General features: G+C 39.6%; 12 protein-coding genes. 6 read left to right on the forward strand and 6 right to left on the reverse strand.

The genetic code is table 11. The features are described from left to right. The first annotated feature begins 25 nt into the window (after positions 1-25). From AC1M85_RS13115 to AC1M85_RS13135, 5 genes are all read left to right on the forward strand, one after another. Positions 26-1,906 carry a monovalent cation:proton antiporter-2 (CPA2) family protein gene (locus AC1M85_RS13115; RefSeq protein WP_488213212.1) on the forward strand — a complete coding sequence of 627 codons (1,881 nt, stop codon included), beginning with the start codon at positions 26-28 and terminating at the stop codon, positions 1,904-1,906. 50 nt (positions 1,907-1,956) lie between these two features. After that, positions 1,957-2,832 (forward strand): Hsp33 family molecular chaperone HslO, encoded by an 876-nt coding sequence (gene hslO, locus AC1M85_RS13120; RefSeq protein WP_035264061.1) that lies wholly within the window; start codon positions 1,957-1,959, stop codon positions 2,830-2,832. Positions 2,833-2,986: 154 nt separating this feature from the next. Continuing rightward, a complete protein-coding gene (locus tag AC1M85_RS13125) occupies positions 2,987-3,910 on the forward strand; it encodes a DnaJ C-terminal domain-containing protein (protein ID WP_481593266.1) in 924 nt (307 codons plus the stop codon). Continuing rightward, on the forward strand, positions 3,907-4,233 hold the full coding sequence (locus AC1M85_RS13130; RefSeq protein WP_035264056.1) for a chaperone modulator CbpM: 327 nt from the start codon (positions 3,907-3,909) through the stop codon (positions 4,231-4,233). The genes AC1M85_RS13125 and AC1M85_RS13130 overlap by 4 nt, the downstream gene beginning before the upstream one ends. 76 nt (positions 4,234-4,309) lie before the next feature. Beyond that, entirely contained in the window at positions 4,310-4,573 is a 264-nt protein-coding gene (locus AC1M85_RS13135) for an HP1242/YdcH family protein (RefSeq protein ID WP_481586754.1), read from the forward strand. Between the two features lie 82 nt (positions 4,574-4,655). On the opposite strand, the gene AC1M85_RS13140 is transcribed toward AC1M85_RS13135, so the two are convergent. The 3 genes from AC1M85_RS13140 to rpsO all read right to left on the reverse strand — a co-directional run bounded on the left by AC1M85_RS13140 (position 4,656) and on the right by rpsO (position 8,594). Continuing rightward, positions 4,656-5,888 carry a magnesium transporter CorA family protein gene (locus AC1M85_RS13140; RefSeq protein ID WP_488213213.1) on the reverse strand — a complete coding sequence of 411 codons (1,233 nt, stop codon included), beginning with the start codon at positions 5,886-5,888 and terminating at the stop codon, positions 4,656-4,658. A gap of 106 nt (positions 5,889-5,994) precedes the next feature. Next, entirely contained in the window at positions 5,995-8,082 is a 2,088-nt protein-coding gene (pnp, locus tag AC1M85_RS13145) for a polyribonucleotide nucleotidyltransferase (protein ID WP_488213883.1), read from the reverse strand. 242 nt (positions 8,083-8,324) lie between these two features. Next, positions 8,325-8,594, reverse strand: a complete 270-nt coding sequence (gene rpsO / locus AC1M85_RS13150) for a 30S ribosomal protein S15 (protein ID WP_035264047.1) — start codon at positions 8,592-8,594, stop codon at positions 8,325-8,327. Positions 8,595-8,843: 249 nt separating this feature from the next. On the opposite strand from rpsO, the gene AC1M85_RS13155 reads away from it, so the two are divergent. Next, positions 8,844-10,139, forward strand: coding sequence for a serine hydrolase domain-containing protein (locus AC1M85_RS13155; RefSeq protein ID WP_488213884.1), 1,296 nt, complete (start codon positions 8,844-8,846; stop codon positions 10,137-10,139). Positions 10,140-10,203: 64 nt separating this feature from the next. Here the strand turns inward: AC1M85_RS13155 and AC1M85_RS13160 are convergent, their stop codons facing one another. From AC1M85_RS13160 to recD, 3 genes are all read right to left on the reverse strand, one after another. Then, on the reverse strand, positions 10,204-11,664 hold the full coding sequence (locus AC1M85_RS13160; RefSeq protein WP_481613116.1) for a S8 family peptidase: 1,461 nt from the start codon (positions 11,662-11,664) through the stop codon (positions 10,204-10,206). Between the two features lie 43 nt (positions 11,665-11,707). Further along, on the reverse strand, positions 11,708-11,995 hold the full coding sequence (locus AC1M85_RS13165) for a hypothetical protein (RefSeq protein WP_035264045.1): 288 nt from the start codon (positions 11,993-11,995) through the stop codon (positions 11,708-11,710). 606 nt (positions 11,996-12,601) lie between these two features. Beyond that, positions 12,602-14,371 (reverse strand): exodeoxyribonuclease V subunit alpha, encoded by a 1,770-nt coding sequence (gene recD / locus AC1M85_RS13170; RefSeq protein WP_488213214.1) that lies wholly within the window; start codon positions 14,369-14,371, stop codon positions 12,602-12,604. Positions 14,372-14,427 lie beyond the last annotated feature (56 nt).

The raw sequence follows: 14,427 nt of genomic DNA on the forward strand, positions 1-14,427 counted from the left end.
CAACATTCCACTTTAGGGAAGGCCAATGCCATTGTTGTTACAAATCACAATTTTTCTAGCTGCCGCATTAATTTTTGTTCCGCTCGGAAAAAAAATTGGTATTGCGACAGTCTTAGGTTATTTGTTTACAGGAATATTACTTGGTCCAAGTGCATTGAATGTGACCAATGATGCCGAAACATTAATGAAATTAGCTGAGTACGGCGTGATTTTTTTGATGTTCTTAATCGGCCTAGAATTACGCCCTCAGCGCTTGTGGAATATGCGTCACTCTATATTTGTGATTGGAAGTGCTCAAGTCTTGATCACAGGTATAATTCTTGTCGCAACCATTTGGCTGTTCTTCCAACAGCATCTTGCCGCTAGTGTCGTAATTGGTCTTGCCCTTGCTTTATCATCTACAGCATTTGTCATGCAATTACTTGCAGAAAAGCAGCAGCTGAATACCGCGCATGGTCAGCAATCTTTCTCTATTTTACTGTTTCAAGATATTGCCGCTATTCCTTTACTCGCCCTGATTCCCCTACTCGCGGGAAATCAGTCTACACATCATGGTATTGCTTATTTTGCCGCTGTTGTTGCAACGTTTACTGGCTTATTTTTATTTAGTCGCTATGTAATGCGACCATTTTTTAGATTCATTGTACAGAGCGGTGCAACTGAACTCATTACGGCTGCTGGACTCTTCATTGTTTTAGCTGTCGTTCTGTTTATGGATATGCTCGGATTAAGCACCACGCTCGGTGCTTTTCTGACAGGTGTGTTACTCGCGGATTCTGAGTTTCGCCATGAACTGGAATCGAGCATTCAACCCTTCAAAGGTTTATTACTCGGTTTATTCTTTATGAGCGTAGGCATGATGACACCGATTGATCTCCTCGTAGATCAGCCGCTATTCATTTTTGGTGGGGCATTCGTGCTGATCATCATAAAAATATTAAGCATGGTTGCAATCGCACGATATTTTAAATTTCAATGGAAAACCAGTGTATTGATTGCCATTTGTCTTGCTCAAGGAGGAGAATTTGCTTATGTAATCTTAGCTGTTGCGAATACCGAAGGTTTAATTACTCAAGCAGTGTTATCCCCTACGATTCTGATCATTGCAATTTCGATGGCACTCACCCCTGTCATTTTCTGGCTTGCACAACGATGGCTCATTCCATATCTTGATCGAAAGACTGATAGCGCTGAAGATGTCCCATTACCAGACACTCATTCAACATTAATCATTGCAGGTTTTGGACGCGTCGGACAAATAGTGGCGCGCGTTGCTTATCTCAATCATGTCAGCTTTACAGCCATTGATAATAATTTAGAAAAAATTGATTTTGTGAGAAAGTACGGTGGTAAAATTTATTATGGAGACGCCTCCTCCCCTGATTTATTGAGATCTGCAGGCATCGAGCATGCTAAGGCATTTGTACTTGCTGTAGACGATGTGGAAATGTCGATGAATATTGCTCGCCATTTACGTTTGAATTATCCAATGCTCAAACTCATCGTCCGTGCCCGTGATCGACATCATATGCATTTACTTAAAGACTTAGGCATTGAGCATATTTGGCGTGAAACTTTTCTATCTTCACTCGGTATGGCATTTCGCACCTTAACCGCGTTAGGTTTAAGTCAAGAACATGCTCAACATAGTATTGAAATATTTAGGGACTATGATGAGCGTCTATTAGCTGAGCAACAACGCATCTATACGGATGATCAAAAAGTCTTTGAAAGCTATCGAAATTTCTTAGCGGAACTCGAACAAATTTTTGAAAATGATGCGCAACAACATCAACCACTTTTAGAAAGTTTAGATGAAACCATTGATTCTGAAGTAAGTTCTGTAGAACGACGCGCTAAGCACTCGCAAAACCAAATTAATGTTTGTCGAGATGAAGAATTTTAACTTGTGATTTACAATATCGTCACCATCTAGACAGGGATTTGGAGAATTTTATGTCTGATTTACGTCAACGTTTTTTTATTGATAACAGCCCTGTTCGTGGTGAAGTCGTACATCTTGAAGATACGCTTAAAACAATTTTAGCGCAACGCGCCTATGCACCTGCGATTCAAATTTTATTGGGCGAAATGCTCAGTGCAACTGCATTGTTGGCCAGCACACTTAAAATTAAGGGACGTATTAGCCTCCAAATTCAAGCTTCTGGCACCTTAAAATGGGCTATGGCTGAATGTAATCACCTCGGTGAAGTACGCGGATTAGCTGAATATGAAGCTGATCCACGTTTTGAAGAAGCATCAGACAGCAGCATCGTTCTGAAAACTTTGGTCAGTCCAGTTTTATTTATTAATATTGAACCTGAATTTGGCGAACGCTATCAGGGTATCGTGCCTTTAGATCAGCCGAATTTAGCTAAATGCCTCATGCAGTATTATGATTTATCTGCCCAAATCCCAACCAAGATCGTTTTAGCTAGTACTGCTCAACGCGCTGGTGGTCTTTTGATTCAATTATTACCGCGTAACAATGATGAAGAGCAGCAAAAGGTTGATGAAGATATCTGGCCTCGTCTAACCATGCTCACTGAAACTTTAAAAACAGATGAACTTACTGAGCTGGATGCGCAAGAAATTTTGTATCGCTTATATAATGAAGAAGAAGTCAGACTACCTGAAGCTGAACAACTTCAATTTGGCTGTACATGTTCTAAAGAGCGTTGCTCTACAGCATTAATTCAGGTGGGTGCTGAATCTGTGCGTGAAATTTTAGAACAACAGAACCCTATTACCATGGACTGTCAATTCTGTAACACTCAATACAGATTTACTGCTGAAGAAGCTCTTGGTCTATTCGGCGAGCACCTCAGTTAATCCTAAACAGTTCTCTTCGAAAATCAGCAAGTTTTACTTGCTGATTTTTTTTTGTTGTAAGAAATTGAAACAATTATTCACCATCTGAACATATTGTAGTCTTCGAAAGTCTGCTCATAATGATTAAAAGTTAATCAACGGTTATTTTTGCTTAATGGCAAATAATTATTATGAGGAACTCGGACTAGATCGCGATGCGAGTCCTGAGGAAATAAAAAAATCATATCGAAAACTGGCTCGGAAATACCATCCCGATATCAGTCAAGCACCTGATGCCGAAAAAAAAATGCAGGCGATTAATACGGCTTATGACACATTAAGTGATCCTTTAAAGAAACAAGAGTACGATCAACAACTCGATCAGTTGAATAGTCAGTCTCCTTTCTCGGATAGTGAAAACCATACAAATCATGAATTTTCTGGCTTTGAAGATTTGTTTGGGCGTTTTGGAACAGGTTTTGGTGGAGGTTATGCACAGCGCTCACACCAATATAAATCCCAGCCGATTCGTGGTGAAGATCAACATGCCAGTATAGAAGTGCCCTTACAAGTCGCTTTTGAAGGTGTCACTCAATCCATCCAATTGCGTATACCCACTTTTAATGCATATGGACAACCTGAAGTTCAGCGAAAAACCCTTGAAATTAGAATCCCGAAAGGGATGAAAAACGGTCAACAAATTCGACTCAAAGGTCAAGGACAAGCTGGTTTATCGGGCGGTGAAAATGGAGATCTTTATATACAGATCCATTATCAAACCACTGACAGCATATATGTCGATCAGGCAGACATTTACTATCACATTAATATTAGTCCTTGGGAAGCTGCTTTAGGCCAAGACATCGAGCTAAAAACTCCCTCTGGAAAGATCAAAGTCAGCATTCCTCAACATACAATTTATGGCAAACAACTCCGTATTAAAGAAAAAGGGATTCCCTCTTCACCCCCGGGACACCTTTATCTAATCCTGAATATTGTTTATCCAAGAGCAGAATCCCCGCAGCAAAAACAGGCATATGAGCAATTTGCTCAAGCATTTACACATTTCAACCCTCGTGATGAAGGAGGTGAATCATGACAACGATTCAGTACCGAGAAGTGTACAAAAATGGATATTTAGAGGCTGAAATCATTGATGACCAATGTATTTTTGATTTAAAGCATTTTGCCCAAGCATGCGGACAAAGTCCTGAATGGGTTTTGCAATTACTTGAATATGAGATTCTACCTGCTCGTTCTGAGCAAAAAATCCATCAATTTTTTGGTGAAGAACTTACTCGAGCACGGAGAGCTTATCGCTTGCAACGGGATTTTGAAGCAAGTCTCCCTGCCGTCGCCATGATGATGGATCTGATAGATGAAGTACAACAATTGCGCAAGCAAGTGAAATACTTCAAATAAAGCAAGCCCACATAAATGCATGTACTGTTACATGCATTTATTTTTTATTGATTAGAATGAAAGGATTAAACCATCAATGAAAGTTAAAGAATGCAATAAAAAGCTGAAAAACCTTTTCCCTGAGTTCCGTGAACTTATTCAGCCTTTAAGAGAAGAAAACCCTCACTTCGCTAAAATTTTCGAGGAACATGAAACGCTAGATCATGAAATTACGCATTTGGAACTAAATCCAGTTAATGTAATTAATGATGATATTGAGTTTCTAAAGCGAAAAAAACTTAAATTAAAAGATGAAATGTATCGTTTGCTCAAACAAGCGCAGATGAACCTTACCCAGTAATTTCAATTTAATATTATAAAATAACGGTGAATCTGGCACTTATCATTCTGACTTAAAGCATAAGTGCCTTATGTGACGTTGACTATTTTAATCGAGTCCAACGTCCCATTTCTCGGAGCGTACCTTTCAATGTTTTTTGAATCGGTTCATACTCCAAAAATGCAAACAAACCGAGTTGTTGCTGCTGGTTTTGTTGAGCCAACAATTCCATCACACTTTTTTCACCGCGTCCGACCATTTGTCTACGATAAAAATACCAAATTAACAAAAGTGTTGTCACACACATGGCTGTGAGCATATACCAAAAGCCATGCGGTGAGTTTAATCCTGGAATAAATTCAAAATTCATTCCGTAAATACCTGTAAGAAGAGTCAGTGGTGCAAATACAGCGGTGATAATTGCTAAAATTCTCATATTTTCATTGGTTTGATTGGCCACTGCTGAAAAGTGCAAATCGATAGCGGCTTGTACTGCATGGTTTAACCGAACACTGTGCTTTTGTATTCTTTCAATATGGCTAATTAAATCATCCATTCGGACGAGCATTAAATTTTGCTTCTCTGCCTTACGTTTAGCTTTAATATGATGATAATTTTCGACAACTTCATCTCTTAATTCTTGTAGGCATTCAACCTGTTCTTCACACAAATTTTCAACTTGTTGAAAAGCCGTGATCTCTTGCAGCAGTTGATTCCATCGATTAAATTTTTGATTTCCTTGTAATAGTTCTCTTTGCCAAAATTCCACACGTTTGGTTAGTGGCACACGTAAACCTAAATAGCCATCCACCATCATATTCAGTAATCTAAGCACAATATCTACAGGGCTCTGTGCTAATTTTCGTGGAATATTTTGTTGCTCTATAGGTCGTGTTTGAATCGCCTGCACTCTTTCAAGATATGTTTCAAATACACGATTACCTCGTTCATGCACTGTGATTAAAACATTTGATGTCATGACAAAACTTACCGGCGTTGTAACAATGTCCGCAGTTTGTTGTTCAGCTGAATGACCATTCTGAATTTGAATGTGGTCATCTGGGGTGATTAATTTTTTAAATATCAATAAATCATAATCATCCAATGCATCAAATACGCAAGGATGCTCAATGTTTTGAATATCTTTAAGATGAAATTCGTTCAACAGAATTCCAGTGTTCTCAAAAATATATCGTTGCCACGTCTCTGTATTTTGAATCAATTCGTGGCGTTCAAAACTCAACCATATAAATTCTGCATCAACATCAGTCGATAATTCTTCACTCAGATAAATATACCCGTCACCTTGATGATAATAATAATTAAACTTTTGCATTTTAGTTATTTTTAAATGAGAACATTTTGATCATGCCATAAAAAAAGCCTTGTGTAACACTCGTTTAAACGAAGCACCACACAAGGCTTAGAATTAGCTTAAATGATTAAGCTTGTTCAATGTCTTTCATTGTAAGTTTGATACGACCACGGTTATCAACATCCGCAACTTGTACCTTAACTTCTTGACCTTCAGTAAGAACGTCTGTCACATTCGCAATACGCTCGTTCGAGATTTGTGAAATGTGAAGCAAGCCATCAGTACCAGGAAGGATATTGACGAACGCACCGAATTCAACGATACGAATGACTTTACCTGTGTAAATTGTACCTGGTTCAATTTCTGCTGTAAGCGCTTGGATTTTCGCTACTGCAGCCATTGCCGCTGCTTTAGTTTCACCAAATACACGTACTGTACCGTTATCTTCGATATCGATCGCTGCTTTGGTTTCTTCAGTGATTTGACGAATAGTTGCGCCGCCTTTACCAATCACGTCACGGATCTTATCAGGATTGATGCTGATCACTTGGAATGTTGGTGCGTGCATTGAGATTTCAGGACGAGCACGTGAAATCACTTGATTCATCTCATTCAAGATATGCATACGACCTGCATACGCTTGATTCAATGCAACTTCCATGATCTCTTCAGTAATACCTTCGATCTTGATGTCCATTTGAAGTGCAGTAATACCGTTTGCAGAACCTGCTACTTTAAAGTCCATGTCGCCAAGGTGATCCTCGTCGCCTAGAATGTCTGAAAGAACTGCGAAACGTTCACCTTCTTTCACTAGACCCATTGCAATACCTGCAACTGGCGCTTTAAGTGGAACACCTGCATCCATAAGTGATAAAGAAGCACCACACACAGACGCCATTGAAGACGAACCATTCGATTCAGTGATGTCAGATACGATACGAATCACGTACGGGAAGCGATCAGCTGGTGGAAGAACTGCTTGAACACCACGACGTGCCAAACGACCATGACCAATTTCACGACGTTTAGGACCAGATTCACGACCAGTTTCACCTACAGAGTATGCAGGGAAGTTGTAGTGAAGCATGAAGTTATCAGTCTTCGTACCTGCAAGGGTATCCACCATTAATGCATCACGCGTGTTACCCAAAGTTGTTGTTACAAGTGCTTGAGTTTCACCACGTGTAAACAATGCAGAACCATGAGCGCGATCTAATACGCCCACTTGTACGTCGATTGCACGAACAGTTTTAGTATCACGACCATCAATACGTGGTTTACCAGACAAGATATTGTCACGAACTGTACGATATTTAAGGTCTTCAAATAATTCGTTAACTTCGTCAGCAATACCTGTTTCGTCATTTTCTGGAACGAATTGAGCAACCGCTTCAGCATGAAGTGCATCAAGTGCTGCATAACGGTCTTGCTTAACCGCAATCGTATACGCTTCAGAGATTTTCGCTTCAAAAGCTGCTTTCAATTGACTACGAAGGTCTTCGTTTTTCGCTGGAGCAACCCAGTCAGATTCCTTCGCGCCAGCAGCTGCAGCAAATTCTTTGATCGCTTGAATTGCAATTTGCATTTCGTCGTGACCGAACAATACAGCACCCAACATTTGGTCTTCTGAAAGTTCTTTCGCTTCAGATTCAACCATAAGAACAGCAGCTTCTGTACCTGCAACCACAAGGTCAAGGTCAGATTGAGCAAGTTGTTCATGACTTGGGTTAAGAACGTATTCACCGTTAATTAAACCAACGCGTGCAGCACCAATTGGACCACGGAATGGTGTACCTGCAATTGCGAGTGCAGCAGAGGTACCTAACATTGCAGCAATATCAGCTTCCATAGTTTTGTCAGATGATACAACTGTTGCAGTCACTTGGATTTCGTTGTAATAACCTTCTGGGAACAACGGACGAATTGGGCGGTCGATCAAACGTGAAATTAAAGTTTCAGCTTCAGATGCACGGCCTTCACGCTTACCATAACCACCTGGGATACGACCTGCAGCATATTGTTTTTCTTGGTAGTTAACAGTCAGTGGGAAAAAGTCTTGACCTGCTTTCGCAGTTGGTTGAGCAACAACAGCAACCAATACAGTCACACCACCCATGGTAATCACTACTGTATTTGCTTGACGCGCCACACGGCCTGTTTCAAGCACAACTTGGTGCTGACCGAATTGGAATTCTTTACGAATAATATTAAACATCGACATGTTCTATTTTTTCCTGATTTTATTCTAGTGGAGACCCCTAAGGTTTGGCATTCACAACACAGGTTTTAAATGACAAAGCTTAGAAGCCGACCTCACTAGAAACACTATTTTTAAACACAAAGAAGGAGCGAAACTATTCGCCCCTTCCCCATGATCTAGTCGAAACTAGATCGCCTTTAGTTTTCAGCAATACAGCATTCAACATGCAATAATCCGAAAATAAAGTTTAAATCGAATTAACGACGTAAACCTAAAGCAGCAATCAAATCGCTGTAACGAGTAGCATCTTTACCTTTAAGGTAGTCAAGAAGCTTACGACGTTGGTTAACCATACGGATAAGACCGCGACGGCTATGGTGGTCGTGTTTGTGCTCTTTGAAGTGACCTTGTAAGTCATTGATTTGAGCAGATAAAAGAGCTACTTGAACTTCTGGTGAACCAGTGTCGTTTTCAGCGCGAGCAAATTTAGCAATGATCTCTGCGCGATCTGCGTTTGTTAAAGCCATTCGATTTCTCCGAGATGCTTATTTAAAAGTATTTGATACAAATCAATGACGCTCTTCAAAGCGGAATTGACTGCCGTGCATCACTACAGCAGCGTGCTATTTTAAAGGAACCCCCCTCAAAAAGCAAAATTATCCGCTCAATAACTTCTGGCAGAAACAATCATCAATTCATGTCGTTAAAGATACTGACTTTTGTTTTTTGGCAGGGCAAACTTGCCTGTTATAAAAACAATGAAATATGGAATGAACGTGAAATTACTCTCTACAAATACGTGCATAGCACCAAAAGACTTAACTACGATCACTCGTCATAAAGACGAAGTTGCGCCAGAACTTGGGGGAATGACGCAACATCAAATTGATAAAATTTGGCACAGTGTTGAAGCACTTTATCGTACTGGCAATCATCCAATGATCAGTATGTGTTTACGTCGCAAGGGTCAGATATTAATTAATCGCAGTATTGGTTACACAGAACTTGGTCCAAACTATCAAACAGACCCTTCTAAAGTTGCGACACCAGAAACACCGGTCTGTATGTTTTCTGCCTCTAAAATCGTTAATGCCATGTTAGTGCATTTGTTAGATCAACAAGGGAAAATTAACTTACTTGATCCAGTGAGTCGCTATATTCCAGAGTTTGGTGTTAACGGTAAACGACGCGCCACCATATTTCATTTGTTATCACACCGTGGCGGTATTCCTAAAATTGAAACTGAGGTCACTCCAGAGCTTTTATTTGATCGTCAAGGGATCCTGGAGCATCTTTATGCAGCAAAACCGATTGCACCCGTAGGCTCGCAACTCTCTTATCATGCTGTAACTGCTGGATATATTTTAGGAGAATTGGTTGAACGTGTAACAGGACAAGATATTCGTGATTACTTGCACGAACATATTGAAAAACCAATGAATTTACCTTTCTTCAACTATGGTTTAAAACCAGAACTACGTCATTTAGTTGCAAAAAATTATCCAACTGGGATTCACCCTGTCTTGGGGACTGACCTATATCTCAATCGTGTATTAGGCGGAGGACTGCAACTGGCAGTGGATGTCACCAATGATCCCCGTTTTATGGATACCGTCTGTCCAGCAGGAAATATTTACACCAGTGCTGAACAAGCCAATCGCTTTTTTGAAATGTTACTCAATGGTGGTCGTTATCAAGACCAGCAAATTATCAATTCAGAAACGGTTTTCAGAGCAACACTCCCTACATCCAATACAACAATAGACCGTAACCTTTTAGCACCTATGCGTTATGCACTTGGTCCGATGTTAGGCAGTAATCCAATCGGTGTATTTGGCCCAAATACTGGACAAGCTTTTGGTCATCTAGGTTTCTCGAATATTTTATGTTGGGCAGATCCTCAACGGGATATCAGTGTATCGTTCTTAAATACAGGGAAATCTGTGTTAGGCACACATTTAGCCGCTTTAGCAAAAGTGCTATATCAAATATCCAACCAATGCCCAAGTATTCCTAAGGAAAAAAGACGCGCGTTATTTGGAACTGATCAATCTGAAACTGAACGTGTTTAATATCAATGTAAAAAAGGCATCATTTAGATGCCTTTTTTTAAAGTTTTAATCTATTAGCTATTAATTAACCACTACAGATTGTCACAAATAAGAAAGTACGACAGTTACGTTGTGGTGCTGGAGTTGGTGTTGGCGTAGGAGTTGGCGTCACTACAGGTGGCTCAACCACAGGGGGTTGTGGTGCTGGAGTAGATGGAGCACCATTTAACGCAGCAATTAAATTCAAACGAGGTGTGCGAATTGAGTTACGATGATCCGTAACCAAAGTTCCCGTAGACGTCATACGTGCAACAATTTGATCCAATGATTCATTCGGGAAAGCATTATTCGCACGTAACACAGCAACAGCCCCAGCGACGTGAGGTGCAGCCATTGAAGTACCATCCATTGTATATCCGCCAGCGGTAATACGTGAACCAGGCGCCAATAAAGTTAAATTACGACTCGAGTTACTGAAACAAGTTACTTTGTCGCTATAAGTTGCACTGTCAGAGCAATTTTTAAATCCAATTGAACCTACATTAGCATCATAAACCGCTCCTACACTGACCGCACCCGCAGTACATGCTGGATAGGATATACCACTCAGATGGCTATCATTACCAGATGCAACAACTGGTAATACCCCATAGCCTCTCAACTTCGAAAAAGAATCTGTAAGTACGGAACTAGTACAAGTTGAGGAATAACTACGTCCATTACCAATGCTTAAGTTTACAGATTTAATGTTTTTGCTTTGGGAGTGGTTCGCCACCCAATTCAAGGCAGCCACTAGATCATAATCGTATGCTGGCCCCCCATCTCTAGAGGTACTACCAGTGAAGACATCAAGCATGACAATTTTTGCACCTGGTGCAACTTTAGAAGCAATTGCTGCAACGTTAGTTCCATGTCCATTAACATCTAACTGATAGTCTTCTCGAGCAACCTCGACAGTTTCTAAAACTTTACAAGTCGATGATGGTACACCTGGCGCTGTACAATTACCAAAATCTGAATGTCGGTAATTAATACCTGTATCTAAGATAGCAATTGTTGTCCCCTCACCAGTATAACCTTGCGCAGCCGCAGGTACTTGACCAATTAATGGTAGACTTTGAGATGCTGTCGTATAAGAAACATTATTTGGATAAACTGCTTTTACATTCGGGTCATTCAATAAGCTTACGAGCGTGTCACGCTTTTGAACGCGATGAAAGCTATATGGTAAAGCATTATAATCACGTAGTAATTGAATACCACCTAAACGTATAAACCGCGATTGAATCGATTGCTTCTTTTGAGCAAGATGTTCACGAAGTTGAGTGCGATTATTTTCTAAATGATTAGTGTCAACATGATATTCAACGATTAAATCATTTGAACTGTTGTTCAGTAATGCCGACAGATTAATACCACCTTTCGACACTTTTTGTTTTGCCTGATTGTTCAATTGAGCGTTAGCTGCTACAGGACTCATCTGAGCCATCGCAGTTCCGACCATCAAAACACTCAGACATGCGCTTAATGATAAAGTTTTAAACATAATTATTCTCCGTTGTTATGTTTTTAGTGCGCAGGGTAAAAAGTTACACTTGATTGGCTGGATCAGTTTCTGGATCAATAGGCTTAATCGAAAAATCGCTCTTCGGATCTACTAAATCTGGAGAATCAGTAACAGGCATCTTCTCAGACTCATTTAAATCTTCGACTTGATCTTCGTTAGGCGATATTGGCGTTTGCTGTCCACTCTCAGGAGCAGATAGAGAATCAATCTGAGCGACTGAGGAAGTATTTTGATCTGCAGGCTTAAAACATTTATACAACCCAAACAGAACAACACTCACCAAAATGATTAAAATTATGAATTTTTTCATGGTTTTTTTGTAAAGTGATAATTTTTACGCACTTTAATAGAATCGTTAAGTCAAAACAAGTATAAAGATGCCTAAAAATTAAGATTAAGATAAACGGTTAAAAAAGGCCCTATGACAAGTCATAGGGCCTTTTTTGCGCTGTAGATTCTTATATTTTAGTTATGATTCTGTTATTTATATTTTTATTGTAAGTGCTGCACACACATTTATTATTAATACGGTCCTTGTTCTTAAGGTTTCATTTCCTTATATGACTATTTTGCCAGATTCATTATGCAACACAAGTCGCAGTTTTCTGATCTTTATGTAAGAAATTGCGTACATTATGTAATCAATTTAATCTTATATGTATATAAAAAAGCCCTGTAGTCTCTCCCAAAACTACAAGGCTTAGCGGCTGTAAGTTTCCTCTTTTATCACTTACATCATTGTAAGTTCGCAGTCTCTCGACTATAAATTATTGTAATTATGCGATATTGCTCAACTTTCCGTGTTGAACCTTTTATGCAAGCAATCATCGCAAAAAATTGTACGAAGCTCTATGCGCCAATTTCTCGAATCCTTGTAAGATATTTCCTACAAAGGTTTTCTATTTTCAACCAATCGTTAAATATTAGATATAAATAAAGTGTTTAATTTATTCAATAAACCTGTTTTTCTTATTGTTTTAATGTTTATTGCCTCAAATAAAGCATCAGTATCCACCAATAAACTGACTGCTTTTTTTGCCCTCGTAATCGCGGTATACAATAATTCTTGGCTCAATAGACGTGACGCAAACTCATCTAATACAACTGCAGTGTGTTTAAATTCAGAACCTTGCGACTTATGAATGCTCAGCGCATAACAGGTTTGCATTGACTTTGGTAAACGTGATGCTGGAAACCATTGGTCAAGACTTGGAAAATATACTTCAAATTGATCAGCAAACTGGCGATGTCTGAGACATATCCCAATATCACCATTAGAAAGCCCGAGTTGATAATCGTTATATGTCATCATGACAGGGCGACCAATATACCAATGGTCGTGTCGTGATATCCGCATGTGCTGAAATAGCTCCCTTTCAATTTCATCATTCAAACGATTCAATCCCAAATGTCCATGTCTCACTGCAGCTAAGATCCTATAATCATCAAATTTTTGGATAATTTCAGCCACATCCTGCTGCTGATATCCATTTCTGACATAAAGGTTGAGTGCTTTAAAGTAATCCTTAAACCCCGAGCTTAATTTAAGATAATAGTCTTTTAAATCTTGATCTGAATATGCTTTATTCAAATACTCTAGTTGAACAAGATCCTCTTGAAGCTCAGCTAAATTAATCTGTTGGATTTCAGATGCTCTACAAATCTCCTTCTCAAATTTAGCCAATACCTCAACTTTAGAGCTTTGTGGTGAGCATTGATGTGACTGGATGAACCTTGCCAAATCACCGATTTTTGCACCTGCTTTGAATCTTCGACTGGTCACTAAATTGACGTGATGGTCTTTAAGCGCTTTTACTTGTTGTAAATCCGCCAATACCATCCCCACATCAACCGAGGCCAACTGCTGTGCATCCCCTAACAAGATCAAACGACATTGGTCTGGAATCGCTTCAAAAAGCATCGTCGCGAGATTGAGATCAAGCATTGAGGCTTCATCAATCACCACCACATCATAGGGTAATGGCTTTTTCAGACTGTATTTAGGTTGAGCGCTATGCCCTAAACCTAGAAGACGGTGAATTGTTAACGTATTTTGCTGCTTTAAGTGGGCAATATCCAAACCCATATTGAGCATTGCATCGTCATTTAATGAGTTTTGCAATGCTTCTTTCATTCGCTGTGCAGCTTTCCCTGTCGGTGCAGCCATTGCGATTCTTAACTGATGATTCGACTCATTTAATACAGCAATAATACGCGCTAGAGTATACGTTTTCCCTGTACCTGGACCACCCGTAATCATACTCAGCGCTTGCCTTGATACCATTTCCAGAGCTTGCTTTTGAAATGGATCGGTTAATAATTTTTCATATTTTGTGCAATCTACAGGCACTATCGTTTGCTGCTTTAAACGATAAACTTGTTGAGCTAAACGCTGCTCTAATTGCCAATAGCGATATAAATACAAATAGTTCTGATCATAAACAAAAGGCGCGACCTGTTGCTCTGCAAGCTCTGCGCTCACGAGTAGCTTACTCAGATCTTGGATAACATCCCCTTTCAAATCAATACAACTATCGCCGACAGTAGATGCCATCAGAACTTGTTCAATGGTGTTAATGGATTGTTCATTTAAATCATCTGATGAAAGATACTGATTTAGGATATATTCAGCCCAAGTTGTTACCCATTGAGGAACATCAACTTTTTCATTCTGATTAATTTCCACACAGTTATCCTCATAGTTATCTACACATTTATCATCAATATTATCCACAAGATAAA

It is taken from the genome of Acinetobacter sp. 24-47-64 (genome assembly GCF_057737055.1).